The organism is Nostoc sp. (genome assembly GCF_036919595.1).
Lineage (GTDB): Bacteria > Cyanobacteriota > Cyanobacteriia > Cyanobacteriales > Nostocaceae > Nostoc.
In genome coordinates this window covers 42,920-67,218 of sequence record NZ_JBALCO010000141.1, presented here as the reverse complement: position 1 = coordinate 67,218, position 24,299 = coordinate 42,920, and the positions used below count along the sequence as shown (strand labels likewise).

The window sequence follows — 24,299 nt, the reverse complement described above, 5'->3', positions numbered from 1 at the left end:
CGTTTATGACTAATAGCAACACTGGCAAAGCAACCAGTTCTCGGCAAAAGCATGCCAAGTCTCTAGAGGAAACTATAGAGGAAGTTGAAAATCAACATGACAAGAACTTGGATGCAGATAAAGTCGAGGAAGTCAATGAACTGCCAGTAGGAGCTTCTGGAACACTGGCCATTTCTGGAATTCGTCCCATAGGCGCTAGCGACTTAGAAGTTGCTGAAAAACTCTCAATTGCTGGGGTACGTCCTGTTAGCACCAGTCACTTGGAAGTCGTTGAAACCTATAATGCAATGGGTATTCGTCCAATTGGTGCTAATACACTTCAAGTGGTTGAAAGTATTAATCTCTCTGGGATTCGTCCAATTGGCTCAAGTTTATTGGTAATTGATGAAAGCTATTCAACATTCGGGAACCGTCCGATAGCATCAAATGAGATTGACAATCCTGAAAGCCTGATGGGTTTTCTAGATTAGATAAAAAATGTCCTCATAACTTTATTAACCCAGCTTCTGTACGGAACTGGGTTTTTTTATTTAAACAGTCAAAAGCAGAGATGGCAATATTTGCACTTTTTCTATGTCTTTTAGCATAGGTAACTAAACTGGTATTGCTTTCTTTTATATTCAACCAACAGCCAGAACGCTTACTAATACTAACTTTCTGAATTACAAATTCAGAATTATTGAATATGCCTTGTGGTGGAAGGCTTTAGCAAAAAATCTAAGCTATTATGTAAAAGTAATAACAAAAAGATTTCAAAGTTAATTTATAGCTTTGAGATATTTTTTTAATTAAATCAGGAGTACAAAATGAGCATCGAAGATCGCGCAAAAGCAGCTGCTAAAAATGTTGAAGGTAAAGCCCAAGAAGCATTAGGAAATATCACTGGAGATCCAGAAGATAAAGCAAAAGGTAAAGCAAAACAAGCTGAAAGCGAAGTCCGTCACGGGATTGAAGACGTAAAAGATGGCGTAAAGAAAAATATTGACTAATAATTCAAAAACTTTTTGCAGAAACATGAGGGATATCAATGGGATGGATTCCCTTTTTGCAAAAAAGTATGTATGAAGGTTTCAAAATTCACTGCCATACATCTTTCTTCTACTCTTAGCAAGCGTTGAAAGATAAAGGGTTCGCTTGATTGGTATAACTTTTGTAGAGACGTAATAAATTACGTCTCTACATTAAAAAATGAATTTATAAATGTAGGGTAATAACCTCTATAAATTCCAAATATATGATAAAAGCAAGTAATTATTTTAAATATACAGCTAATTCTATCTGCTGTTTAAAATGTCTTTTTCTGAAGTAAAAAAATGATTCTTTTTCAGTAAAGTCGCCAATCTTTGGCGACTTTTGTCTTAATTGGAGTATTGATGATAACTACCGCCTGTGGTGGTGGTACGGTGTCACAAATTGACCGCTCAACTATCCCCTCAGCAATTGGCCGAGATGTAACTTATACAGAGTTAGAGCGAGGCAATACCCCAGGAGGACAAACCTTTGGTAACTGCGTTGTGCAAACATCTCAGAGATTAGTTCAGGACGCTTACATTCGTAATAACAATAAACTAGGTATTGTTGTTTTTCCTAAAGTTCGTCCTAACGAAGTATGACCATTAGCAAAATCCCTGGCTCAAAGTTTTTATAAGAACTTCCCCAATCAGGACTTAAAGGTTTTGATTTATGCGTCTGATAAGAAATTGATTTTGACTACTGAATATCACACTCAGACTAATCAAGTTAAATATAGCTAATGGCTGTATTTGCAGTGAAAACTTGATGAGAGTTTGATTAATCGGGATTTAAAATTATGGTTAAAAAACGTCCAGCGCGAAAAGGAAACACAACAGACGCAGCTGCGGTAACTTTGCTCAATCTCAAAATCACTCCTAATCTCAAAAAAATGTAGTAATATACCACAGGCATTAACTATCTTCAGCTATATCTGATTGTTAGCGCTCTTAAATTCACAATACATGAGAATATACAGTGAGCCTAACTATTTATTTCCTCCGTCACGGACAGACAGAATGCAGTCGCAATAATTCCTTTTGCGGTTCTATAGACTCACAACTTACTCCAGAAGGCTTGGAGATGGCAAAGGCTTTTGCAGAGGCATATAGTTCTATGGATTGGACAGCAATATTTTGTAGTCCAATGCGCCGAACTGTATTGACAGCAAAACCCTTATCTGAAGCGATAAGGATGGAACCACAACTTAGAGATGGTTTGAAGGAAATTAATTATGGCTTGTGGGAAGGAAAAACGCCAGAAGTAATTAGCCGTGAATATCACGATGATTATATTCGCTGGTCAGCCGATCCAGCTTGGTATGCGCCAAATGGTGGAGAAATGGCAGTTACAATTGCTTCTCGCGCTATACAGGTAATTGAAGAAATCAAGAGTCTTTACAGCAGTGGGAATGTGTTAGTGGTTTCTCACAAGGCAACTATCAGAATTATTCTGTGTAATTTATTGGGGATTGATGTCGGACGCTTCCGTTTTCGTTTGGGATGCCCTGTTGCTTCGGTGAGTATTGTAGAATTTACTTCACATGGGCCGCTGTTGAAGGCTTTGGCAGACCGGACTCATTTGGATCAGCGGTTGCGAAATTTACCGGGGACATGAGGGGGGTTAGGAGAGACGCGATTAATCGCGTCTGTACAGGAGTTAGGAGTTATTATTTTTAACTTGCTTTCCCTCGCTATTTGGCTCAGTATATTTGCAGAGAACATTTATCCCAATTTTTCAAATATATAATATGACAATTGTGGCGATGTCTACAACGGGCTACGCCTACGCACCATCAATCGGTATGCCATGTGCAGCAGCTACAATCACCAGTGAACCAATAACACTATTAAACAAACAAGCACTACCAGGGTTTTTGGTATAATTCCGTGATTTTGCCCCTTAAACCATCATCACCGCAAATTTCAGTGCGTATTTCATCGAGAGTTAGCTGTAATAGCGATTTACCCTTGCCATAATCTGTTTTGCCGAACTTTTCTTGCCAAAGTGCATCAAAACTCGCTTCCAAATCACCGTTATATTGTTGCAGAGTAGTCAGCGCTGGTTGCGTTGAAGTATCGCCTTGAAGAAGTTGCTGAATTTCTTGAATTTCGACAGAGGTTAATTGGGGATTCATGCTATTTACGATAATCGATATCTCCTAGAAAATCACCAGGGCAAACGCATCTAAAGTACTCTTGATCAAGACCAAGATTAAGACCCAACGAAAAATCAGTATTTCTGGCTTTATTTATTTTCCAAGGCTCAAAGCAATCGCTAAAATGTTTATCAATAAGTAGGGCTTAATGAGATTATTCTTGAGTCTATTGAGAATAGAATAGTCTTATTGACATGATGCGGCCGCCCTGAGAAAATCACCTAGAGAGAATTTATTAATTCTTGAATTAACGATCGCAGTTATAAGTAAATGTCTTGTCGTCACCAACATTACAAGATTAAGTCTTAAGGTTACGACATTAAGCCTTAAAGTTACGAGATTAAGACTTAAAGTTACGAGATTAAGACTTAAGGTTACGACATTAAGCCTTACAGTTACGAGATTAAGACTTAAGGTTATAGCAATAAGCCTTACAGTTACAACATTTTGGCAAAAGTTTATGCGATCGCTCTTTAGGGTAGTGCGCTTTGCGCGATCGCAACCAATGCTTAAACAAAACTTATTTGAAGGGCTGCGAGATCCTCAACTTCTTGAAGAAGTCAGGGATCTGAATCAACATAGTACAGATCGGCAAAAATAAACCTACCTTTTAAAACAGCCAGAAAGCCTAAAATTAAAGCATTTTGACTTTTAAATGTGTGACTTCCGCCTTGTGGTACTAGCCCATCCCACACTAAACTCTCATCAAATATGTCAAACCCTTATTGCTAGGTTAATCGAAGACACATTATAGTCCGCTGTCAAAAGCCTTGTCTACACTGAGTTGTAAATTTCCGGCTAAGTCTAAAGATATATATTTTCTATAGCTAAAGACAGATTGTATTAAGTCCTGAACTAGTGGTAATTATACTTAGAGAAAGTAATCAAATTTTCTTTCCTTGTAAGGTGCATAGGTCATTTCCAGATTATGGAAATGCCTATCAGCCTGTTAGATGATCTACAAGTACAGCACGGCGTAAATTCAGATATTACCTCAATATAACAATGTAATAAGCCTTGGGGCAAAATCCCCTTGCTGAAGGTAAGCAAACTGACGCCGACCTGTACTAGTTGAACGCAGAAAAATATCATATTTCTGCGATGTCTGCGGTGGTCACTGAGCTTCATGTACTGAGCGCAGTCGAAGTATGTCGGGCATTGCATAAATGCAGGATGAATCGGCGCTTGAAACCATTGATAATTCGTTCCAAATTGGGCGAAATCATTCGATGATTCAGCAACGCCGTATGTCGTACCACTTCCCTGCGGGACGCTACGCGAACGTGGAAGCAAGCTACGCGCAGCGTCTCGTAGAGAAGTGCGGGCTACGCCTACGCATCTACTGTTGGGTGCGTTTAATGCCCTGAAATTCTGATTATTTTGTTGGAACAACATTGGTTTAACTGACTTCTCCAAGAGCTATTTAATGATTGAATAGCCCTTAAAGAAAGGATTCTGGGAATTTGTTTGAGAAACTGATTATTTGAATCAGCTTTCACTACCGTACTAATCTAATTAAGAGGATTTTGCTCATGCCTAGACTAAACGTTCCACCCAATTTCATTGGCACCGGGGGTGCGGATACTTTAATCGGAGAACAGTTAAATGCATCACCGGCAATTGGTATTGATATTTTAACTGGAGGTTCCATTCGTACACTTTCAGGAATAGACACGATCACTGGCATCGCTACTGGTGATGACGGCCCTGAACAGAGCAGCGACGGTGCTTCTGGGACAGGCATCGCTAACAGTGGTGGTATTGATGCAGGAGATGCAAACGACGCGATCGCTGGCACAGGCAACGGCGGCAGTGGCAGTGGCGGCCCCAATAACAGCGGCAATGGTGCTTTTGGGACAGGCATCGTTAACAGTGGCGGTATTAATGCAGGAAATGGAAACGACACGATCACCGGCACCGCTACTGGCGGTACAGGTGGTAGCGGTTACCAGGGCGGCGATGGTGGTACTGGAATCGGCATCGCTAACAGTGGCAGTATTAATGCAGGAGATGGAAACGACGCGATCGCCGGCACCGCTACTGGTGGCGGCAGTGGTGGGGGTTACATAGGCGGCAATGGTGGTATTGGGACAGGCATCGCTAACAGTGGCAGTATTAATACAGGAGATGGAAACGACACGATCACTGGCATAGGAAAGGGCAGCGACGGCGGCAATGACGGCGGCGGTGGCGGTACTGGAACTGGTATCACTAACAGTAAGAAACTGGATACCGGAGACGGAGAAGACACGATCACTGGCACAGGTACTGGCGGCAGCGGTGCCGCCGGCGAGGGCGGCAGGAATGGCGCTACTGGAATCGGCATCGCTAACAGTGGCAGTATTAATACAGGCTCAGGAAAAGACACGATCACTGGCACAGGTACTGGCGGCAACGGCGGCAGGGGGTTTTCCAACGGCGGTGATGGCGGTACTGGAACTGGTATCACTAACAGTAAGGAACTGGATACCGGAGACGGAGAAGACACGATCACTGGCACAGGTACTGGCGGCAACGGTGGCGAAAAGGACAGCACAGACCAAAACGGCAAGGGCGCCAACGGTGCTACTGGGACAGGCATCGCCAATAGTGGCAGTTTGAACACAGGGGACGCAAACGACACGATCATTGGCACAGGGAACAGCGGCAACAGTGGCACCAGTCCTGACGGCATCGGCGATAGCGGTACTGGAATCGGCATCCAAAACACTAAAAACGCCACTATTACAACAGGGTGGGGCAACGACACGATTACCGGTTATGGGAACAGTTCTGAAAAAAACGCCACCAGCTATGGCATCTTCAACGATGGAGTCATTGATACGGGCGAGGGTTCTGACAAACTTACCGGACAGGCATCTTCAACAATTGGTGCTACTGCCTATGGCATTTATGGACAAGGAATCATCAAGACTGGCGATGGGAATGACTCTGTGATCGCCACCAGTATCCTAGATGGAGTTCAACAAAAAGTCTCTATCGGTGGCGGGATCAAGATTGATCTGGGCACTGGGAATGACTACTTCAAAGGATTTGGGGAAGCGAGTGTTAATGGCGGCGACGGTTTTGACACCTTGGATTTGGGCGCTTTCAAACGCTCCCAAGTGATTGTATCTGGTGTTATTTCTGGCAACACTCTTGAAAATGCCAACATCAGTTTCAACAACAATGGAAACACCATTAGTTTCTCTACGACTGGCTTTGAGAAATTTATCTTTGCAGATAGCTCTTTTTGCTACGGTACTTTGGCAAACGGGGCATGAGTTTGTTAATTCCTCTATCTCCTGTTTTAACCCCTGAGTGTTTAATTGAGTTTACGTCCCCTTCCAGTTAAGTTGATCTGAACTTTCTGACTTTTTGCTTCGCTTGTCATTCTTTATGTCTCAATTTCTCTTGTTTGACTAACAAGAGAAATTGAGCATAGCTAATTCCCAATATTTATTTAGTCTGGTGGGGATATATGTAAATATAGGGTGGGTTACACCTTCGTCATAACCCACCATTGCTATTAAAGACTCTCGGCATAGATAATTTGGTGCATTAGCCTACCCTTCTCTTATCGCAGATGCTACGCGTAGCTTGCTTAAGAGCAAGGGTACGGGAACGCTAAAAGCGAACGGCATAACACACTCTACAAAGATACTTGGTATGATTTGGGTTTACGTGGCTTTTAATTCGGTACAGATACAGCCATAATTTACTCAAATTATCACTGAATTCTTTTATGCTGCCAGTTATTGAAAGTATTGTATTACGTCAAATGGCTTCGGGCGATCGCCTCTACTTACAAGTTTACAAATTCATCGGCGCTCAACCTGGTAAAAAGGTTTACATTCAATCTAATCTGCACGGTGCAGAAATTGCTGGCAATGCCGTTATTCACCAGTTAATTGAGTTTTTATTAACAATAAATAATACAGATTTAAATGGAGAAATTTGGCTGGTTCCCGTTTGTAATCCAATGGGGACGAATGAACGCGCTCATCATTTTTCCCCTGGACGATATTGCGTTTACGAAGCCAAAGACTGGAATCGCATATTTTGGGACTACGAGAAAGAAGCTCATGATTTAGTAGCTTTTACTAAATCTCAACTTCATATTGATGTAGAGGTCGTTCGACAAAATTATCTAACTATAATTAAGCAACAATTCGCAAAAATTTTAGAAAAAATTAATTCTCCTAGTGCAGTACCGTACACTGAGCTTTTTGGCTACAAACTACAAAATTTGAGTTTAGATGCAGACTACTTAATTGACTTACATAGTTCTACAAATCAAGCGTTAGACTACATTTATTACTTCCGAAATCGAGAAGACAGTGCAAAATACTTCCTGCTTGATTTTGGGATCTTACTTGATAAATACGATGGTGATGCTTTTGATGAAGCTTTTATCAAACCTTGGTTAGCACTGGAAGCTTGTTTTAAAGAGTTGGGTAGAGAAATCAAGTTTGATGTGGAAGCTTGGACACTAGAATTAGGAACAGGAATGCAAATGAACCCTGATTCAGTTGCCAAAGGTGTACGGGGTGTGAAAAACTATTTAGTACAAAAAGATGTACTACAAATTCCTGATTTATTGGATGACATAAAAACTCATAATATGACTTTTACATCTAGCAGCAACAGGAAAAAATATTATGCGATCGCAGGTGGCATGATTCAATCCAGAATAAAATTAGGTAGTTCAGTAAAAGCTGGAGAAAAACTGTATCAAATTCTCAGTTTTAATAAAGAAGGTAAGTTACCCAGTGTAATTGATGTCTGCGCTCAACAGGATGGATTGGTTTATGATGTCGCAACCAATCAAGCTGTGAATGAAGGCGAGTTCGTATTAGGAATTATTAGTTAGTTATCAGTCATTAGTCATTTGGAGTTAATAGTTAGGAATTAGGAGTTTTTAACTCTTTACTCCTCACTCTTGACTCCTCACGGGCTAAACTCTAGCTATCCGCTAACAGCACTAAATTTAGTCGCCTAAATAAATGCCCATACTACGAGCGGTTTTAACTAAAGTACCATTCGGATCGACGGCGCTATATTGAGCGATCGCTTCTGTAATTGGTACACTTAATACTTGGCGATTTTGCCAAATCACCATGTGATCGTATTTATTCTCTGCAATTAGATTAACCGCCGCAACGCCAAAAACAGTTGCAACTAATCTATCTAGTGGTGAAGCAGTTCCACCCCGTTGAATGTGTCCTAAAACTGTGACTCGCGTTTCTACACCAATGTGCTGAATAATCTTATCTGCTAAATATTCGCCAATTCCACCGTATCGAGATTGACCTAACCGATTTGTAATCGTCACATTTTCCCCATCTTGGGTACGAACTGCTTCCGAAACAATAATCAAACAATAGTTTTTGCCTTTATCTTGGCGTTCTTTGATTTTGTGGCAAATGTGATCAACTGTGTAAGGGATTTCGGGAATTAAAATTACATTTGCTCCCCCCGCAATTCCCGCAGCTATTGCTATGTGTCCGGCATCACGCCCCATTACTTCTAGAATCATGACTCGGCTATGACTTGCAGCAGTAAAATGTAACCGATCTAGTGCTTCCGTGGCAATATTGACTGCTGTATCAAAACCGATGGCATGTTCAGTAATGCCAATATCGTTATCAATCGTTTTGGGAATACCAACTAGATTAATACCGCCTTGTTGGGCGAGGCGGCGGAGAATTGCCAAGCTACCATCGCCGCCAATCCCAATCAAAGCGTCTAAACCTAGTTCATGATAACCTGCAATAATTTCTTCGGAGTGATCGCATAAACTTCCATCCGCCATTGGAAAAGCAAAAGGGTCGCCTTTATTAGTTGTCCCCAACATTGTGCCACCCGCAGTTAATAGCGAGTCAACTTGATCAACTTCCAGCTTGGTGAATTGTGGCGGACGCGCCATTAATCCTAGAGTCGCTTGACGAATTCCCAAAACCTCCCAGCCGTAGGTATTCACAGCACAATTTACTACAGCCCTAATCACAGCATTTAAGCCAGAACAATCACCTCCACTGGTAAGAATTCCTATGCGTTTGCCTTCTCTGATATCTTTTATTGACATTTTGATCCAAATATATTGAGTAGTCGATGAAACTTAAGCCAAAGTTAGCAGCAGATTAAACTGATTCAAAAATCTTCTCTGTAAATGCCAAAGTAATTTTATGTTTGTTTTGTATCTAAAAACAAAACAAAGTTATCTCAGCTGTAAAATATTAAGTGTAGAGCCAGTAGTAGATTAAACCTCGGCAAAAACAGTCCCTAAAAATGCCAGGGTAATTTTATGCTTGTTTTGTGTCTAAGGAAAAATCAAGTTATCCCAGCTGTAAAATATGAGGGTGGAGCCAAAGGTGACTAGTATTGATAATTACAACTTCTCTTTTTCAGGAGAAGTAACAATCCCAGAGGCTCCTCCTGAATTTAAATCAGGTTTTATCGGCATTGTTGGTCGTCCTAATGTCGGTAAATCTACTTTAATGAATCAATTAGTAGGACAAAAAATTGCCATTACATCACCAGTAGCGCAAACAACACGTAATCGTTTGCGCGGTATATTAACTACACCAGAGGCTCAGTTAATTTTTGTAGATACGCCAGGAATTCATAAGCCCCATCATCAATTGGGGGAAGTGTTGGTGCAAAATGCCAAAATTGCGATTGAATCGGTAGATGTAGTTTTGTTTGTGGTAGATGGAGCAGTGGCATGTGGTGCAGGCGATCGCTATATTGCCGATTTGCTCAGTCGCAGCAAAACACCGGTAATTGTAGGTGCGAACAAAATCGATCAACAACCCGCGGATTCTCAGTTTCTAGATGATAGTTACGCCCAGATGGCCAAGTCCCATGAATGGGGAATCGTGAAATTTTCAGCCAAGACTAGTGCAGGATTACCGCAACTTCAAGAATTATTAATTGAACATTTAGAAATTGGGCCATTATATTATCCCCCAGACTTGGTAACAGACCAGCCAGAGCGCTTTATTATGGGCGAATTGATCCGAGAACAAATTTTATTATTGACTCGTGAAGAAGTACCCCATTCAGTAGCGATCGCCATTGACTTAGTAGAAGAAACTCCCAGCATTACCCGTGTACTTGCTACCATCAACGTTGAGCGCGATTCCCAAAAAGGCATACTCATTGGCAAAGGCGGAGCAATGCTCAAAGCAATTGGTAGTGAAGCTCGTGAACAAATCCAAAAGTTAATCTCTGGTAAAGTTTACTTAGAATTGTTTGTCAAAGTCCAGCCGAAATGGCGACAGTCGCGGAGCAGTTTAGCAGAGTTAGGCTATCGCGTAGAAGAATAGAAAAGTTAGGAGTTAAGAGTTATGGGTTTTGAACTAAAAACTTATGAATAACTTTTAACTCCCAACTTGGGCAATTTTAGATTTTAAATTTTTCCTTCAATCTAAAATCAAAAACCAAAAATCAAAAATTGAATTACTCTTAACTCCTAACTAATAAAAATGTCTTTAGATACTCGTTATCCCTTAAATTTACCAATCAATGCTCCGCCGTTGCACGTGTTAATTGTCGAAGATGATCCGATGATGCAACTGGGATTAGAGCAATCGTTAATGGCTCATCCTCAGTTGGAGATTGTTGGACAAGTAGAAGATGGTTATTTGGGAGTCCAAGCAGCACTGCAACTAAAACCTGATTTGGTAGTTATGGATATTGGGTTGCCGCGATTGGATGGCATTGCAGCGACACAGCAAATTAAGGCGGCGCTGCCAGCAACTCATGTGGTGATGCTGACATCTCATCAAACGGAGACAGAAATTATTGCTGCCCTCTCTAGCGGTGCAGATGCATATTGCATCAAAGGTGCAAGTGTGGAACGATTGTTAAGTGCGATCGCAGCCGCAGTTGATGGTGCAGCCTATCTCGATCCCCAAATTGCGCGGCGAGTAATTGATAATCTCAAACCGCCCTCACCCACCAGCAACAACGCCAACTTATCTGGGCGCGAGTTAGAAGTGTTGAAACTCATGGTAGACGGCTTAAGTAACCCAGAGATTGCCGAAAAACTGTATCTCAGTCCTAACACCATAAAAACTCATGTCCGGGGGATTATGAATAAATTAGCAGTAGACGATCGCGTGCAAGCAGCAGTTGTGGCACTCCGTTCTGGGTTAGTTTGATTATCTGTATAATTACAGCTATCAAAATCCCTTGGCGCTGGTGAATACCTGCATTGGCTACGAAGTCAAAAATTACAGTATTTACTTTTTTGTTAACAATATCTTTGATGAGATATATGTCAGTACAGACTTAAGACCAGCTGACACACTTGTATCTCATGGCGATCACCTTTAGCTTTCAAGTTCGCACGAATTTTTAATCCCATTTTACAAGTAGAGGCGTACATATATATGTACGCCTCTCTAGCCGATTCATTTGTTGCCAATATTTTTGAAAAATAGTCTACCTCAATCCATTTTAGTTAAAAGAGTTTGAGAATTCATTCGGGTCTAGATCAGCAGGAAATAATAAAATTTCCTTGCCTTCTAGCTTTGCCTTCTGGTGAAGCACAATTGCCTTCTCCAAAAAACAATATTTAATTGGAATCCACCCATCGTTATAAAAGTAGACAGTCACTCGGCTCATTACATACTCTTTCAACGGCATTGGAAGATACCAGAACGAGTTCACAATTAGAACCTTACCTGTCGAGTCCATGCTTTGAACCTCAGTTACTAAGTATATTTCCTCTCACTTATCACTCTTACTAGTTTCACTCATCCAGGTGAGTTTTAGTAACTATCATAAGTAATAAGTTAATGAGCCTTTAAGTTAGATATTTAGGTAGTAAGTTCAGAAGTCAACGATTTTTTAATTGGGATTGAGCTTTAGTAGTTGGTAAGGAATTTTCGGGCAAAGTTTGACAGGTTGTCTTTTGACACAATTATTCTTTTAAAATTATCGTTCATAAAGACTGGTGGAAAAATAACATCAAAAATCTTTGAATTTTCCTTTAATTGCCTTTCCCCAGTCAACCTGGTCTACTTCGCTTACTCTTATAAACTCTATGTTCCACTTTACTTTAGAGAAGAATTTGGGATGGCTATTATTAATTTCGGTTCTGATTGCCACACCTGTTAATGCCCACACCGAAAAGGTATCAAAAGACGTAGGCGGGATGCTGCATATTGAACCCAATGACAATCCTCAAGCTGGCAAAACCGCTCATGCTTGGATTGTCCTCACCCGTAAAGGCGGGCAAGTAATCCCTTTGACACAATGTAACTGTCAGTTGGCTGTCTACCCTCAACCTCACAGCGAAACTGATACCCCATTACTGAAGCCAAGTTTACATAATGTATTAACCAAGCAATATAAAAACATTCCCGGAGCCGAGATCGTATTTCCCAAAGTAGGAGCTTATGAATTGGAGTTAAGCGGTACTCCCAAATCTGGAGCTAATTTCAAGCCCTTTGTGTTGTCTTACACCGTCACTGTCGGTTCATAAAAGCTGAACTGGTAAGATGTGATGCCGTAGCAAAATCTCGTAGGGTTCAGAAATTATGGTGCGATCGCCTCCATTGCGGTAGCGATCGTATAACCTAGTTTTATCAAGAAATCTTTTGTGTCCTTGAGAACCGCCTGTAAAAGTTTGAATGCCGTCGTTTTGCCTCTCTTCTTAAGATTCTGAATCATTGTTCACGAGTATCAAAGACTCGTTAACGGAGTTCAAAGACTCATTCACGAGTATCAAAGACTCGTTAACGGAGTTCAAACACTCATTCATGAGTATCAAAGACTTGTTAACGAAGTTCAAAAACTCGTTCACGGAGTTCAAATACTCATTCACGGAGTTAAAACACTCATTCACGAGTATCAAAGACTCATTCACGGAGTTCAAAGACTCGTTCACGGAGTTAAAATACTCATTCACGAGTATCAAAGACTCATTAGAATTTTCTCAGGACTCAAAACTCACTACTCAGTATAAGCTTTCTTCCCTTCTGCCTCCTGCCTCCTGCCTTCTTACACTAGTGTTGACTATTGCCAAGAATATTTCCACGCTTCGCCCCATACCCCCGCCCCTAGACATAATCACCCCAACATCGTGAAGAATAAATGGGCACAGGGGCACAGAGGCAGAGGAGAATAATTAAACAGCGTCCACCTTGAAAACTGTAGTTCTTTCCGTATGAAAAGAAAAAACCCTCATCCCCCAGCCCCTTCTCCCAATATTGGGACAAGGGGAGCCGGAAAGAAGTCCCTCTTCCCCTACTTGGGAGAGGGATTTAGGGTGAGGGCAAAAACTACGGTTCTCAATATAGATGAGGTTTAATAACCAGTGCCCCATGACGACAGTCGCCTCAAGTCGGGAAACCCGCCCACGGCGCTGGCTCCCCAATGCTCTATGCCCAACTCGCAATACCCATAAATTAAAATCCTGCCAAACGATCTGAAGGTATCAAACTCAGGGATGATGAGTAATTAGCAATTAAATTGACAAAATCACACTATAAAGAGTGATATTAAGCGATAGATAGCGCTTATATAAGGATTAACGGTCATGATTAAATCTTGGATGGTGATTGGGGGTGTGGCTTTCTTGGTTGCCTTAGCAGCTAACGTGATTACGCCTAGCGATCGCCAATGGTTCAAGCGCTTACAACGACCGAGATGGCTAACTTTTGAGGGTGCAATTCCAATTATTTGGACTGTAATATTTATTTGCGGTGCTTGGTCAGCTTATATTATCTGGGAAAAAGACCCAGGAAGCACCCCAACCTGGTTAATCATGGGTTTATACTTGCTTTTAGAAATTGTGACCATTGCCTATACGCCTGTAATGTTTAAGCTTCGCAGTCTAAAAGTGGGTACAGTTCTTGGCGGCACAGGTTTTCTCATTTGTGTTTTATTGATACTTGCAGCCTTAAGTATTTCTAGTTGGGCAGCACTGTTACTAGTTCCTTATTTGCTCTGGAGTCCCATTGGTACTTATACCACTTGGCAGATGGTCAGTCTCAATCCTCAAGATGCCTAAGAATCGCACCAGCGAATGATTCAACCTACGCCCTAAATTGTCAAACTTGCAGTATATGACTTGACAAAATACACAAAACCTAAGTGCATTATGATTCCATCTTGGATAATAATTGGGGCTGTAACTTTCTTCGTTGCCCTTGGTAGTTTCTTAATCACGCCACGTGATGTCAAATGGTTTGCACAGTTACGTCGCCCTCGCTGGCTAGTTTTTGAGCCGTTGATTCCGCTGATCTGGACTGTGATTTTTATTTGCGGTGCAGCTTCAGCTTATATTGTCTGGGAAAAAAGCCCAGGAAGCCTAATTACTTGGCTACTAATGGCTTTGTACGTCTTAGTGGAAATTATCACCGTCGCCTACATACCTGTAATGCTGAGGTTTCGCAGTCTCAAAATTGGGGAAATTCTTGGGCTAACAGGTTTAATTTCAGCCGTTATCCTTGCAATCTGCGTTTTGCTAATTTCTGGACTAGCGGCGTTATTACTCCTTCCTTATCTAGTTTGGACTCCCATTGGTACTTACACCACGGACGAGTTAAAGGAGCAAAATCCTCAAAATGCATAACGCATCTGTGCAAGACGCCCATAACGTGCTGTGACAGGATTGGCTGGATTGGATTGATTATTCAGCCAAGCCCACATTTGATCGCCAACAGAAAAATGCCACCACTCTCTGGGATTACGTTGAAAGCCGGCTTTTAACATTACATCTCGCAACAGCTGACGGTGAGCATGATACTTTTGCGCTTGTGCCTGTTCACTATTGGCATAATAATCGGGATGCGATCGCTCGGACATTTCATCAATCGGCGAACCCATATTTACTATTTGCCCTGCATGATCTACTAGCGTCACATCCACCGCCGCACCTGTACTGTGAGGAGGGGGAGTTTTTTCATCCAAACTCGGTACAGCCCAAATTTCATAAACCGCTTCCCAAATCTCTTGGCGTTGGTTTGGCGATAACTCCACCTTAGTCAGTCCCCTTTCCCTAACTGCTTGCGCGAAGCTGTAATCTACCATAAACTGCTGGACTGCGATCGGGCGATAGGCATCAAAGATTTGGATACGCCACAAGTGATGCAGCAGTTCAAGAGAATTTTGCGCTTGGATCAAATTTTCAATAACGCTTTGACGGAGATAATAAGGGGAATGTTCACCATAAGGCGCACCTAACTTTTCATAAGGATGGGGAGATTCCACCGCAAACAATTCTAAAGGAATCTTCACTAGCGGTTCACCACACTCAAAGATCGGGATTTGACGATAAGGCCTCATCTAGTTAGCCACGCAGGACTTACGAATTTTAACGCAAGCATAGCATTCAGGTAAAAATTTAGGCAATTGCCAAATCATAATGTAAAACTAAGATTTCATCTGCTCTTAAAGCCGCTATTGCATATTCAGAGCCTTGAGTATCAGCAAGTTTCCCACTCGGATGTTCTGAATTTAGACAATAACCTATGAGCTTTTGCACAGAAATCTCTGCTTGTTCGCCGTTGGGTAATTTCATGGTATATGAATATGCCCTAACAGATTTCAAATTTTATCATTAACGGTTTATTTTATTTAAATGCTCAATCAAAACCAAACACCCTTATTAGATGCTTTAAAAGCCAATTCAGCAAGATACCATGCGCCTTTTTACACCCCAGGACATAAACAAGGTGAGGGAATTTCTCAACCCTTGGCTGACTTACTTGGCAAAGCCGTCTTTCGCGCTGATTTAACCGAATTAGCAGATTTAGATAATCTCTTTGCACCCCAAGGCGTTATTCAAGAAGCACAACAACTAGCGGCTGAGGCATTTGGTGCTTTGCAAACATGGTTTCTTGTCAATGGTTCTACTTGTGGGATTGAAGCGGCAATTCTCGCTACATGTGGCACAGGTGATAAAATCATTCTGCCTCGCAATGTACATTCTTCTGCGATCGCTGGTTTAATTCTCTCTGGTGCAATACCAATTTTTCTCAATCCTGAATACGATCCAGTTTTAGATATTGCCCATAGCATCACGCCCAATACCCTACAATCTGCACTCCAACAACATCCAGACGCTAAAGCAGTGTTGACAGTTTACCCAACATATTACGGCGTTTGCGGAGATTTGAGTGCGATCACCAACATCACACATCAATATAATATCCCTCTACTTGTAGATGAGGCACACGGCGCCCACTTTGCCTTTCATCCAGAATTACCCACTTCAGCCTTAGCCGCAGGTGCTGATTTAACTGTACAATCCATCCACAAAGTACTCGGTGCGATGACACAGGCATCGATGTTGCACGTTCAAGGTAATAGGATAGATTGCGATCGCATCAGTAAAGCTTTGCAATTGGTACAATCTACCAGTCCTAGTTATTTACTTTTAGCTTCTTTAGATGCAGCGCGTCAGCAAATGGCACTCTACGGAAAAATGCTGATGTCTCGCACTTTACAACTTGCAGATGAAGCTAGAACAAAAATCAGTCAAATTCCTGGATTATCTATCTTAGAGATTCCTAGCCCTGCTTATAAAGGGGAGGACAGTACCGTGCAGAGGTTTTCGCCATTGAGGCGACTGTCCGTAGGGCTGGAGGGATCTCCCGGCTTTGTGGCTTTAGATAAAACGCGACTAACTGTCACTGTTTCTAGTTTAGGCTTGACCGGATTTGAAGCAGATGAAATTCTCGATGAAAAATTTGCTGTCATTGCTGAATTCGCCTCACTGCAACATCTTACTTTAATCATTAGTTTAGGCAACATCCCAGCTGATATTGAGCAATTAGTGCAAGGTTTTACCACTCTTGCCAAAGAATATCGCCGAACTAACTTGAATGTTAAAAGCCATCTTTGGCAGGATTTTGTTAGTACACTAAGTCCGGCATTACATTTCTCTCCTCGCGAAGCTTTTTTTGCTGTCAGTGAAATACTACCTTTGATACAGACAAGCGATCGCATCTGTGCAGAAATCATCTGTCCCTATCCCCCAGGAATTCCTGTGTTAATGCCGGGAGAAATAATCACTAAACCTGTCCTTGATTACCTACAACAAATCCAGGCAATGGGGGGATTTATCAGTGGTTCTGCTGATACTAGCCTCAAAACTTTGAAAGTTGTGAAATAACGTCCTAACTCATAATTACTGAGTTCTTGTTGATAAAAAATTAATTGATATAGTCAACAGTAAATGTGCGGCTAAATGGTTAATTAAGGTAAAAATATACACGAATTATATCCAGGATAAAAATTCAATGAAAATAGCTAGCAGACTAATGCCATCTTTAATTTATACCCATAGGATGATGTTGATAAATCATAAATCAGAACATGAAATTAAAAACTTATTATGTTTGGGGAGTAGTAGCAGCTCCAATTTTAGTCACACTAGCGCTGGGTTTCTCAGCAAGAGCGAATGCAGTTGAGTTAGGCGCTGCCTCTGATTACAATGTATTTGTCTTAGGAGATATCTCTCAACAATATACAGATATTGAAGGAAAACTTGCTGCTGGCGGTAACGTGAATTTCGTCGGCGGACTCGGAAGCAAACTTTCTGGCAATAGCGGCAACGTAGTAGTAGCTGGACAAAACTTAACTCTGAGCAGCGGCCAAGTCTACCACGGTAATGCTATTTACGGAGGTACCGCCAATGTATCCAGCAATGAGGGAATTCCACAGGGAACTCTCAGCAAGGGTAAACCCATCGACTTCAATGAAGCAGGGAAACAATTGGGAGGGCTATCTCAATATTTGGCAACCTTAACTCCTACTGGTAAAACAACAGTTCAATCTTGGGGTGCTATTAACCTTAGTGGCAGTGGTACTGCCTTCAATGTTTTTAATGTTGCCGGATCATCTGTCTCCAAGACAAACTCTTTTGGAATCAGTGCGGATGCAAATTCGACTGTTGTAGTCAATATCAGCGGTAAGGATGTGTCGCTGCAAAACTTTGGGTTCAATATCGCTGGCACAGATCAACAAAAGGTGATCTACAACTTCTATGAAGCGACAAACATAACTGCCAGTGGGATTAGCATACTGGGTAGTATTCTTGCTCCTTTAGCTAATTTCAATTTTAATAATGGTCAAGTTAACGGCAACGTGGTGGTAGCTTCTTTGACAGGAAATGGGGAGTCTCACAACTATCTGTTTAATGGCGATCTGCCGGATGTCCCAGCTAAGTACTACACTCCGCCTGCCATCCGGACTCAAGTTCCAGAGCCTGCAAATCTTCCAGGTTTAGGATTATTTGCTGTAGTATTTGGTTTATTTCGCCACAAACGCAATCAAGCAACTTGCCCAGAATAATCATAACTTTCTGGCAGCATAGCGCATGAGACGAACTTGTTTACATATATTTCGCTCATGCGCTATTTACTTGCTCCCTACCTTCTACAATAAAGATAGACTTTATTGAGATTTGTATAGTTGGGGATAAGCTGTCATGGCTCCCGCCGTTTTAATTCAAAATCTGCAAAAACGCTACGGTACAGTGGTCGCCGTCCAGGATGTTTCCTTTCAGGTAGAATCAGGAGAAATCTTTGGTTTACTTGGCCCTAACGGTGCTGGTAAAACTACTACCTTGCGTGCTTTGTGTACACTTACCACACCGGATGCTGGCAAAATCGAAGTATCTGGCATCTCTGTGTTAGATAATCCGAGAGTGGCAAGACAACGACTAGGCTATGTAGCTCAGGAAGTCGCTATAGATAAGGTGTTGACTGGAAAAGAACTGCTGCAATTGCAAGCAGCACTTTATCACCTTTCAGGCGCGATCGCCAAACAGCGCATTGAGACGGTATTAGATTTACTCGGTTTACAAGAATACGCTAATAAAAAAACAGGAACCTACTCTGGCGGTTTACGCAAGCGCCTAGACTTGGCTGCTGGATTGCTCCATGCACCCGATGTTTTGGTGTTGGATGAGCCAACTGTGGGACTTGACATAGAAACTCGTTTTGTGGTGTGGGATTTCCTGCGAAAATTACGCGCCTCTGGGACAACGGTAGTAATTACCAGCCATTATCTAGAAGAAATTGACGCCCTAGCCGATCGCGTGGCAATTATAGATCGGGGCGTTGTGATCGCCGCTGGTACACCTTCACAATTAAAAGATAAAGTAGGGGGCGATCGCATCACCTTGCGAATCCGCGAGTTTTCCCCCATTCAGGAAGCCGAAATTGCTAGAAACCTCTTGCAACCCTTGCCATTTGTGCAAGAAGTCATCATCAACAGCGCTCAAGGTAATTCTCTCAACTTGGTGGTGACACCACAGAATGATGTTCTGATTAACATACAGCAAGCGCTGAATACCGCTGGCTTGCCAATTTTTGGCATTGCCCAATCTCGCCCCAGCCTCGATGACGTTTACCTCGCCGCTACAGGACGTACACTGATGGATGCAGAACTCGCAGCAGTTGCCACCCGCGATCCTAAGGCTGAGAAAAAGCAGAATATGAGATAGGGGCTGGGGACTAGGGACTGGGGACTGGGTATTGGGAAAGAGTTTTGCTGATCCCCAATCCCCAATCTCCAATCCCCAATCCCCAATCCAAAATCCCCAATCCAAAATCCAAAATTGCTATGAGCGTTACTCCTAAATCTGATCTAAATTGGCAGCCGCTAGCATCGCCGCAAGTTGAGGCTAATGCTGCACCTAACTTTTTCGGTGAATTGATACAAGAGACGTTGGCTTTAACTCGTCGCTTGTTTATTCAGTTGCAACGCCGTCCCTCTACATTGGTTGCCGGAATTATTCAGCCAGTAATGTGGTTATTGCTATTTGGTGCTTTATTCCAAAATGCTCCTAAAGGTATATTTGGCAATACAACAAATTATGGTCAATTTTTGGCTGCCGGCATAATTGTGTTTACAGCCTTTGCTGGGGCGCTGAATGCTGGTTTACCCGTGATGTTTGACCGCGAGTTTGGCTTTTTGAATCGTTTACTGGTAGCACCGTTAGCATCGCGGTTTTCCATTGTCTTTGCTTCGGCAATATTTATCATCAGCCAAAGTTTGCTGCAAGCAGCGGTGATTGTAGCGGCAGCAGCGTTTTTGGGCGCTGGACTACCAAATATAATTGGTTTAAGTGCGATCGCTTTAATTGTCTTGCTCTTAGCTTTGGGTGTGACAGCCATCTCACTTGGTTTAGCTTTTGCTCTACCCGGACACATTGAATTGATTGCAGTGATTTTTGTCACTAACCTTCCATTATTGTTTGCTAGTACTGCTTTGGCTCCTCTATCCTTCATGCCTCAATGGTTGCAGGTTGTGGCTACTCTGAATCCTCTCAGCTATGCGATCGAACCAATTCGCTATCTATATCTCCACAGTAATTGGGGACTAGGTAGTGTAGTCATGCAGGCTCCTTGGGGCGATGTTACCTTTGGGGGAGCGTTACTGGTGTTGTTTGGCTTTGCCGTAGTCGCCTTAGTGAGTATTCAACCCCAACTGCGTCGGACTCTTGCTTAAGATAAAATAGAGAAATTTTAGGGTAAAAACCCCATGAAAAAACCATTTTTACAAATTCCTAGACTCTTTGTGGCTACTGCGGCAGGAATTAGCTTTGCTTCCTTGCTGATGGCTCAACCAAGTTCGGCTCAAATCAGCAGCCCAACGGATGCTTTTCCCAGTACTACTACAACAGACCAAAATACCGATCCGTTCTCCCGTTCAAACTCAGACAATTTCAACATGTTTGACCTGATTCATCGGGCAAATTTCGGGACTCTCAATTGGGATTCTAACCAACAGAACGAACAACTAAACTCAGCCGCAGCAGCCTTTAAAGCAAGGCAACAAAGACTAATTCAAGGTCAACAACAAGCAACCCCCGGTTTGCCAGCGGTTACACAACCAGTGATTACACCACGATCAGTTACACCACCATCAGGTAACTGAATTCAAACAAAGAACCCCAAGCTTTAAAAGCTTGGGGCTGAAACTATTTAAAAAATCCTTAGTTATCAGGTAAAAAAACTACAGCCCAAGTGCAGCTAAAATATCGCTAGCATGGGTGGTGGTATTTACATTAGCGTCAACATGGGTAATTTTGCCGCTGGGGTCAATTACGTAAGTGACGCGCTTGGCATAACCGCCACCATCCACATCGAAAGCTTTGATGAGAGATTTGTCGCTGTCAGCTAGTAGGGGAAAATTCAAATTATATTTTTGGGTGAATGCCTGATGGGAGACTTCATCATCAGCACTTACTCCCAAAATTACAACATCTTTACCTTGATATTGAGATTGGGCATCCCGAAAACTACAGGCTTGTTTGGTGCAGCCGGGCGTGTCATCTTTGGGGTAAAAATATAAAACGACCGTCTTGCCGGTGAAATCAGATGACGAGACTGTGTTGCCGTTTGTATCTTTGGCGGTAAATGCAGGTGCATCCGTACCAACTGCTAGAGGCATAATTAACCTTTCCTGTTTCAGATTGTTGATGCACTTGAAATTTTACATTAATTTATAATGATTAAATATAATTACTGAAAAATAGCATAACTATACTTGAGAAAACTAATTTTGGTTAAATCAGGTAGCTGATACAAGAAAAAATATATTCTGAAATTAATCTTTCTTAGAAGAAAAATTTCTCCCCATACACAATGCCTGCTGTTGATTCCCAAAACCCAAATATTTTTGTCTATCCTCGAAGCACAGTAGAAAGAGCCGAGCGATCGCTAGTGTGTTCACCTTTTAATCTATCTTTATTTGAAGTGATGGTACACCAGAGTGTGTCAGTAGCCGCGATCGCTCTAGAAAATGGACTAAAGCAAGGTTATACTAAGCGCCCTTTGTCAGAATTAGCATGTGACAACGCCTTGGGCTGGCTGATCCAAGTGGGTGTATTGCGGCGAGAAGTCGATGGTCAGGGGATTACAGATAGTTTTCGCCTGACTCCTTTGGGTCGCCAGTTAGTAGAACAATACCAGGGAAAAAATTGGCGGATTCCTTCATGGGGCGATCGTTTATCCGATGCTGTGATTCGTTGGTTACGGATACCCTTTTAGAATAAAAAACCAAAGAGTTAGGATTAGGGAATCAAAGGGAACAATATATACGGAAACATCACACCGATTCATGAAGTCTTTACCATAATCATCTAATTGAAATTTGTGATCGGGCTGATAGGGAGTAAAAAAGCGAGACAGAGAGAGGAAGAGACGCTCTGACGCCAATAAATTATCAAATTCTCTCTCCGTGTCCGCGTTTCCTTGTGTCTTCTTCCCTCCTAAAAGTTAGCCCTGTATCTTTAAAAACTAAGTGATAGCAATTATGAAATCAATTATGGTGGTGGGGACAACATCCCATGCAGGGAAATCACTTTTAACTACAGCTATTTGTCGCATTCTGTCGCGGCGTGGCTGGCGGGTGACTCCTTTTAAAGGTCAAAATATGGCTTTAAATGCTTATGTCACTGCTAGTGGTGGAGAAATTGGCTATGCCCAAGCAGTACAAGCTTGGGCGGCGGGAGTTGTGCCTTGGGTAGAAATGAACCCAATTTTACTCAAACCTCAAGGGGATATGACTTCCCAAGTAATTATCAAAGGTAGGTCTGTAGGTAAAGTGAGTGCCTCAGATTACTACGAGCAATATTTTGACCTGGGGTGGCGGACAATTGAAGAATCGCTACAGCATTTAGGAACAGAATTTGACTTGGTGGTTTGTGAAGGCGCTGGTAGCCCAGCAGAGATTAACCTTAAGCACCGAGACTTAACTAATATGCGGGTAGCAAAATATTTGAATGCGCCAACCATGTTAGTAGTTGATATTGATCGGGGTGGTGCTTTTGCCCATGTAATAGGAACCCTAGAGTTATTGGAACCGGATGAACGCGCCTTAATTAAGGGTGTAGTAATTAACAAGTTTCGAGGACAGCGATCGCTTTTAGATCCGGGGATAAAATGGTTAGAAGAACGTACAGGTATCCCTGTTATCGGTGTTATACCCTACTTACAAGAAGTGTTTCCAGCAGAAGACTCTCTTGATTTGCTAGAACGTGAATCGCATAAAGCCCAAGCTGACCTTAACATTGCCGTCATCCGCTTACCAAGAATTGCCAACTTCACCGACTTTGACCCTCTGGAATCAGAAAGCACAGTTTCAGTAAAATACCTCAGTCCTAAGCAAGATTTAGGACATCCAGATGCCGTGATTCTCCCAGGTACAAAAACCACAATTGCTGATTTGCTACTGCTGCAAAAAAGCGGTATGGCAGAGGCTATCCAACACTATGCCGCCTCTGGAGGAACAGTTTTAGGTATCTGCGGCGGCTATCAAATGCTCGGTCAAATCATCGCTGATCCAGAAGGGATAGAGGGGCAAGCTGGGAGGTATCAGGGGTTAAATCTTTTACCAATCAGAACAGTAATTACAGGACAAAAAATCGCCCGCCAGCGCCAAGTTAGCTCAAATTATCCACAACAGGGCTTGCCAGTCAATGGCTTTGAAATTCACCAAGGGCGATCGCGCATCGAACAGCAAGGGATAGATCCCCAATCCTACCATGCCCTATTTGACGATATTAATTTAGGGTTAGTGGATAGTTGTCAATCGGTGTGGGGAAGTTACCTCCACGGGCTTTTTGACAATGGCCCTTGGCGACGGGCTTGGTTAAATCGCCTCCGTCAACAACGGGGTTTAAAATCTTTGCCTACCGGTGTTGCTAACTATCGGGAACAGCGAGAGCAGATTTTGGATTCCTTAGCTACTGAAGTTGAAAGCCATTTAGACTTAACTCCATTTTTGTCTTAAGCTAAGGTGCATAAAAATTGCACATTTTTTCATTAAACTCGTTATTTGTCATTTGTCTTTATAAAAAACTAATGACCAATGACAAAAAACAATCTTTACGAGTTAAAACTAAATTAAATGCGTAACATTGATGATTGTTCGTGTCCGTTTTTTACCAGATGATGTCACAGTAGATGCCGAGGTGGGAGAAGCCCTCTTAGATGTAGCAGACCGGGCTGGGGTATTTATTCCCATTGGTTGTCTCATGGGGTCTTGTCACGCTTGTACTGTGGAATTAGAGGATGGAGAGGTTATTCGCGCTTGTATCACCGCAGTACCCCCACGAGAGGAATTGACGATTAATTTGTTTAGCGATCCAACTTGGTAGTTGTTTAACCCTCTAAGT

At 42.2% G+C, this 24,299-nt stretch carries 27 protein-coding genes and 1 pseudogene; 21 read left to right on the top strand and 7 right to left on the bottom strand.

What is annotated here, in order from left to right:
* Nucleotides 1-5 precede the first annotated feature (5 nt).
* From V7K21_RS21190 to V7K21_RS21170, 5 genes and pseudogenes are all read left to right on the top strand, one after another.
* Nucleotides 6-470 (top strand): hypothetical protein, encoded by a 465-nt coding sequence (locus V7K21_RS21190; protein ID WP_335177197.1) that lies wholly within the window; start codon nucleotides 6-8, stop codon nucleotides 468-470.
* Between the two features lie 336 nt (nucleotides 471-806).
* Entirely contained in the window at nucleotides 807-989 is a 183-nt protein-coding gene (locus V7K21_RS21185; protein WP_273768282.1) for a CsbD family protein, read from the top strand.
* Nucleotides 990-1,373: 384 nt separating this feature from the next.
* Nucleotides 1,374-1,754: pseudogene (locus V7K21_RS21180) on the top strand (hypothetical protein).
* A gap of 235 nt (nucleotides 1,755-1,989) precedes the next feature.
* Nucleotides 1,990-2,628 (top strand): histidine phosphatase family protein, encoded by a 639-nt coding sequence (locus V7K21_RS21175; protein ID WP_335177196.1) that lies wholly within the window; start codon nucleotides 1,990-1,992, stop codon nucleotides 2,626-2,628.
* A 133-nt stretch (nucleotides 2,629-2,761) separates the two neighbouring features.
* The gene (locus tag V7K21_RS21170; RefSeq protein WP_335177195.1) at nucleotides 2,762-2,896 is read left to right on the top strand and encodes a hypothetical protein; all 135 of its coding nucleotides are present in this window, start codon (nucleotides 2,762-2,764) and stop codon (nucleotides 2,894-2,896) included.
* On the opposite strand, the gene V7K21_RS21165 is transcribed toward V7K21_RS21170, so the two are convergent.
* The gene (locus V7K21_RS21165) at nucleotides 2,876-3,148 is read right to left on the bottom strand and encodes a hypothetical protein (RefSeq protein WP_335177194.1); all 273 of its coding nucleotides are present in this window, start codon (nucleotides 3,146-3,148) and stop codon (nucleotides 2,876-2,878) included. The genes V7K21_RS21170 and V7K21_RS21165 overlap by 21 nt on opposite strands.
* 481 nt (nucleotides 3,149-3,629) lie before the next feature.
* Here V7K21_RS21165 and V7K21_RS21160 point away from each other — a divergent pair, with 481 nt between their 5' ends.
* The 3 genes from V7K21_RS21160 (at nucleotide 3,630) to V7K21_RS21150 (ending at nucleotide 8,021) form a co-directional block, all read left to right on the top strand.
* On the top strand, nucleotides 3,630-3,770 hold the full coding sequence (locus V7K21_RS21160; RefSeq protein ID WP_335177193.1) for a hypothetical protein: 141 nt from the start codon (nucleotides 3,630-3,632) through the stop codon (nucleotides 3,768-3,770).
* A 931-nt stretch (nucleotides 3,771-4,701) separates the two neighbouring features.
* Nucleotides 4,702-6,432: a beta strand repeat-containing protein gene (locus tag V7K21_RS21155; RefSeq protein WP_335177192.1), complete on the top strand. Its 1,731-nt coding sequence runs from the start codon at nucleotides 4,702-4,704 to the stop codon at nucleotides 6,430-6,432.
* Between the two features lie 461 nt (nucleotides 6,433-6,893).
* On the top strand, nucleotides 6,894-8,021 hold the full coding sequence (locus V7K21_RS21150; protein WP_335177191.1) for a succinylglutamate desuccinylase/aspartoacylase family protein: 1,128 nt from the start codon (nucleotides 6,894-6,896) through the stop codon (nucleotides 8,019-8,021).
* A gap of 117 nt (nucleotides 8,022-8,138) precedes the next feature.
* Here the strand turns inward: V7K21_RS21150 and V7K21_RS21145 are convergent, their stop codons facing one another.
* On the bottom strand, nucleotides 8,139-9,221 hold the full coding sequence (locus V7K21_RS21145; RefSeq protein ID WP_335177255.1) for an ATP-dependent 6-phosphofructokinase: 1,083 nt from the start codon (nucleotides 9,219-9,221) through the stop codon (nucleotides 8,139-8,141).
* A 283-nt stretch (nucleotides 9,222-9,504) separates the two neighbouring features.
* On the opposite strand from V7K21_RS21145, the gene era reads away from it, so the two are divergent.
* The 3 genes from era (at nucleotide 9,505) to V7K21_RS21130 (ending at nucleotide 12,644) form a co-directional block, all read left to right on the top strand.
* Nucleotides 9,505-10,479, top strand: a complete 975-nt coding sequence (era, locus tag V7K21_RS21140; RefSeq protein ID WP_335177190.1) for a GTPase Era — start codon at nucleotides 9,505-9,507, stop codon at nucleotides 10,477-10,479.
* Between the two features lie 159 nt (nucleotides 10,480-10,638).
* Complete coding sequence (locus tag V7K21_RS21135) at nucleotides 10,639-11,316, top strand: response regulator transcription factor (protein ID WP_335177189.1); 678 nt, start codon at nucleotides 10,639-10,641, stop codon at nucleotides 11,314-11,316.
* Between the two features lie 887 nt (nucleotides 11,317-12,203).
* Nucleotides 12,204-12,644 (top strand): hypothetical protein, encoded by a 441-nt coding sequence (locus V7K21_RS21130; protein WP_335177188.1) that lies wholly within the window; start codon nucleotides 12,204-12,206, stop codon nucleotides 12,642-12,644.
* 53 nt (nucleotides 12,645-12,697) lie between these two features.
* Here the strand turns inward: V7K21_RS21130 and V7K21_RS21125 are convergent, their stop codons facing one another.
* Both V7K21_RS21125 and V7K21_RS21120 read right to left on the bottom strand, forming a co-directional pair.
* Complete coding sequence (locus V7K21_RS21125; protein WP_335177187.1) at nucleotides 12,698-12,832, bottom strand: hypothetical protein; 135 nt, start codon at nucleotides 12,830-12,832, stop codon at nucleotides 12,698-12,700.
* A complete protein-coding gene (locus tag V7K21_RS21120; protein WP_335177186.1) occupies nucleotides 12,816-13,070 on the bottom strand; it encodes a hypothetical protein in 255 nt (84 codons plus the stop codon). The genes V7K21_RS21125 and V7K21_RS21120 overlap by 17 nt, the downstream gene beginning before the upstream one ends.
* A 630-nt stretch (nucleotides 13,071-13,700) precedes the next feature.
* Here V7K21_RS21120 and V7K21_RS21115 point away from each other — a divergent pair.
* Together V7K21_RS21115 and V7K21_RS21110 are read left to right on the top strand one after the other, a co-directional pair.
* Entirely contained in the window at nucleotides 13,701-14,174 is a 474-nt protein-coding gene (locus V7K21_RS21115; protein WP_335177185.1) for a TspO/MBR family protein, read from the top strand.
* Between the two features lie 90 nt (nucleotides 14,175-14,264).
* Entirely contained in the window at nucleotides 14,265-14,738 is a 474-nt protein-coding gene (locus tag V7K21_RS21110; protein WP_335177184.1) for a TspO/MBR family protein, read from the top strand.
* Here V7K21_RS21110 and V7K21_RS21105 read toward each other — a convergent pair.
* Together V7K21_RS21105 and V7K21_RS21100 are read right to left on the bottom strand one after the other, a co-directional pair.
* Complete coding sequence (locus tag V7K21_RS21105) at nucleotides 14,726-15,451, bottom strand: M15 family metallopeptidase (protein ID WP_335177183.1); 726 nt, start codon at nucleotides 15,449-15,451, stop codon at nucleotides 14,726-14,728. The genes V7K21_RS21110 and V7K21_RS21105 overlap by 13 nt on opposite strands.
* 58 nt (nucleotides 15,452-15,509) lie before the next feature.
* Nucleotides 15,510-15,686: a hypothetical protein gene (locus V7K21_RS21100; protein ID WP_335177182.1), complete on the bottom strand. Its 177-nt coding sequence runs from the start codon at nucleotides 15,684-15,686 to the stop codon at nucleotides 15,510-15,512.
* Nucleotides 15,687-15,746: 60 nt separating this feature from the next.
* Between V7K21_RS21100 and V7K21_RS21095 the strand changes: the two genes are divergently transcribed.
* The 5 genes from V7K21_RS21095 (at nucleotide 15,747) to V7K21_RS21075 (ending at nucleotide 21,055) form a co-directional block, all read left to right on the top strand.
* A complete protein-coding gene (locus tag V7K21_RS21095) occupies nucleotides 15,747-17,282 on the top strand; it encodes an aminotransferase class I/II-fold pyridoxal phosphate-dependent enzyme (protein WP_335177181.1) in 1,536 nt (511 codons plus the stop codon).
* 203 nt (nucleotides 17,283-17,485) lie between these two features.
* The gene (locus tag V7K21_RS21090; RefSeq protein ID WP_335177180.1) at nucleotides 17,486-18,463 is read left to right on the top strand and encodes a choice-of-anchor A family protein; all 978 of its coding nucleotides are present in this window, start codon (nucleotides 17,486-17,488) and stop codon (nucleotides 18,461-18,463) included.
* 136 nt (nucleotides 18,464-18,599) lie between these two features.
* The gene (locus V7K21_RS21085; protein ID WP_335177179.1) at nucleotides 18,600-19,619 is read left to right on the top strand and encodes an ABC transporter ATP-binding protein; all 1,020 of its coding nucleotides are present in this window, start codon (nucleotides 18,600-18,602) and stop codon (nucleotides 19,617-19,619) included.
* A gap of 119 nt (nucleotides 19,620-19,738) precedes the next feature.
* Nucleotides 19,739-20,626 carry an ABC transporter permease gene (locus V7K21_RS21080; protein ID WP_335177178.1) on the top strand — a complete coding sequence of 296 codons (888 nt, stop codon included), beginning with the start codon at nucleotides 19,739-19,741 and terminating at the stop codon, nucleotides 20,624-20,626.
* A gap of 33 nt (nucleotides 20,627-20,659) precedes the next feature.
* Nucleotides 20,660-21,055, top strand: a complete 396-nt coding sequence (locus V7K21_RS21075; protein ID WP_335177177.1) for a hypothetical protein — start codon at nucleotides 20,660-20,662, stop codon at nucleotides 21,053-21,055.
* A 78-nt stretch (nucleotides 21,056-21,133) separates the two neighbouring features.
* Here V7K21_RS21075 and V7K21_RS21070 read toward each other — a convergent pair whose 3' ends face one another.
* Complete coding sequence (locus tag V7K21_RS21070; protein ID WP_335177176.1) at nucleotides 21,134-21,571, bottom strand: peroxiredoxin; 438 nt, start codon at nucleotides 21,569-21,571, stop codon at nucleotides 21,134-21,136.
* Between the two features lie 194 nt (nucleotides 21,572-21,765).
* Between V7K21_RS21070 and V7K21_RS21065 the strand changes: the two genes are divergently transcribed.
* The 3 genes from V7K21_RS21065 to V7K21_RS21055 all read left to right on the top strand — a co-directional run bounded on the left by V7K21_RS21065 (nucleotide 21,766) and on the right by V7K21_RS21055 (nucleotide 24,281).
* Nucleotides 21,766-22,170 (top strand): Npun_F0494 family protein, encoded by a 405-nt coding sequence (locus V7K21_RS21065; protein WP_335177175.1) that lies wholly within the window; start codon nucleotides 21,766-21,768, stop codon nucleotides 22,168-22,170.
* A 265-nt stretch (nucleotides 22,171-22,435) separates the two neighbouring features.
* Nucleotides 22,436-23,914 (top strand): cobyric acid synthase CobQ, encoded by a 1,479-nt coding sequence (gene cobQ, locus V7K21_RS21060; protein WP_335177174.1) that lies wholly within the window; start codon nucleotides 22,436-22,438, stop codon nucleotides 23,912-23,914.
* Between the two features lie 130 nt (nucleotides 23,915-24,044).
* Entirely contained in the window at nucleotides 24,045-24,281 is a 237-nt protein-coding gene (locus V7K21_RS21055; RefSeq protein WP_335177173.1) for a 2Fe-2S iron-sulfur cluster-binding protein, read from the top strand.
* The last annotated feature ends 18 nt before the right edge of the window (nucleotides 24,282-24,299 follow it).

What these genes read in the sequence shown, in the direction of transcription:
- V7K21_RS21115 (WP_335177185.1), top strand. Translation starts at nt 13,701, where the DNA reads ATGATTAAATCTTGGATGGTGATTGGGGGTGTGGCTTTCTTGGTTGCC.
- V7K21_RS21110 (WP_335177184.1), top strand. Translation starts at nt 14,265, where the DNA reads ATGATTCCATCTTGGATAATAATTGGGGCTGTAACTTTCTTCGTTGCC.
- V7K21_RS21090 (WP_335177180.1), top strand. Translation starts at nt 17,486, where the DNA reads ATGAAATTAAAAACTTATTATGTTTGGGGAGTAGTAGCAGCTCCAATT.
- V7K21_RS21155 (WP_335177192.1), top strand. Translation starts at nt 4,702, where the DNA reads ATGCCTAGACTAAACGTTCCACCCAATTTCATTGGCACCGGGGGTGCG.
- V7K21_RS21125 (WP_335177187.1), bottom strand. Translation starts at nt 12,832, where the DNA reads ATGATTCAGAATCTTAAGAAGAGAGGCAAAACGACGGCATTCAAACTT.
- era (WP_335177190.1), top strand. Translation starts at nt 9,505, where the DNA reads ATGAGGGTGGAGCCAAAGGTGACTAGTATTGATAATTACAACTTCTCT.
- V7K21_RS21190 (WP_335177197.1), top strand. Translation starts at nt 6, where the DNA reads ATGACTAATAGCAACACTGGCAAAGCAACCAGTTCTCGGCAAAAGCAT.
- V7K21_RS21085 (WP_335177179.1), top strand. Translation starts at nt 18,600, where the DNA reads ATGGCTCCCGCCGTTTTAATTCAAAATCTGCAAAAACGCTACGGTACA.
- V7K21_RS21100 (WP_335177182.1), bottom strand. Translation starts at nt 15,686, where the DNA reads ATGAAATTACCCAACGGCGAACAAGCAGAGATTTCTGTGCAAAAGCTC.
- V7K21_RS21165 (WP_335177194.1), bottom strand. Translation starts at nt 3,148, where the DNA reads ATGAATCCCCAATTAACCTCTGTCGAAATTCAAGAAATTCAGCAACTT.
- V7K21_RS21135 (WP_335177189.1), top strand. Translation starts at nt 10,639, where the DNA reads ATGTCTTTAGATACTCGTTATCCCTTAAATTTACCAATCAATGCTCCG.
- V7K21_RS21070 (WP_335177176.1), bottom strand. Translation starts at nt 21,571, where the DNA reads ATGCCTCTAGCAGTTGGTACGGATGCACCTGCATTTACCGCCAAAGAT.
- V7K21_RS21150 (WP_335177191.1), top strand. Translation starts at nt 6,894, where the DNA reads ATGCTGCCAGTTATTGAAAGTATTGTATTACGTCAAATGGCTTCGGGC.
- cobQ (WP_335177174.1), top strand. Translation starts at nt 22,436, where the DNA reads ATGAAATCAATTATGGTGGTGGGGACAACATCCCATGCAGGGAAATCA.
- V7K21_RS21130 (WP_335177188.1), top strand. Translation starts at nt 12,204, where the DNA reads ATGTTCCACTTTACTTTAGAGAAGAATTTGGGATGGCTATTATTAATT.
- V7K21_RS21080 (WP_335177178.1), top strand. Translation starts at nt 19,739, where the DNA reads ATGAGCGTTACTCCTAAATCTGATCTAAATTGGCAGCCGCTAGCATCG.
- V7K21_RS21105 (WP_335177183.1), bottom strand. Translation starts at nt 15,451, where the DNA reads ATGAGGCCTTATCGTCAAATCCCGATCTTTGAGTGTGGTGAACCGCTA.
- V7K21_RS21170 (WP_335177195.1), top strand. Translation starts at nt 2,762, where the DNA reads ATGACAATTGTGGCGATGTCTACAACGGGCTACGCCTACGCACCATCA.
- V7K21_RS21065 (WP_335177175.1), top strand. Translation starts at nt 21,766, where the DNA reads ATGCCTGCTGTTGATTCCCAAAACCCAAATATTTTTGTCTATCCTCGA.
- V7K21_RS21055 (WP_335177173.1), top strand. Translation starts at nt 24,045, where the DNA reads ATGATTGTTCGTGTCCGTTTTTTACCAGATGATGTCACAGTAGATGCC.
- V7K21_RS21095 (WP_335177181.1), top strand. Translation starts at nt 15,747, where the DNA reads ATGCTCAATCAAAACCAAACACCCTTATTAGATGCTTTAAAAGCCAAT.
- V7K21_RS21075 (WP_335177177.1), top strand. Translation starts at nt 20,660, where the DNA reads ATGAAAAAACCATTTTTACAAATTCCTAGACTCTTTGTGGCTACTGCG.
- V7K21_RS21185 (WP_273768282.1), top strand. Translation starts at nt 807, where the DNA reads ATGAGCATCGAAGATCGCGCAAAAGCAGCTGCTAAAAATGTTGAAGGT.
- V7K21_RS21160 (WP_335177193.1), top strand. Translation starts at nt 3,630, where the DNA reads ATGCGATCGCTCTTTAGGGTAGTGCGCTTTGCGCGATCGCAACCAATG.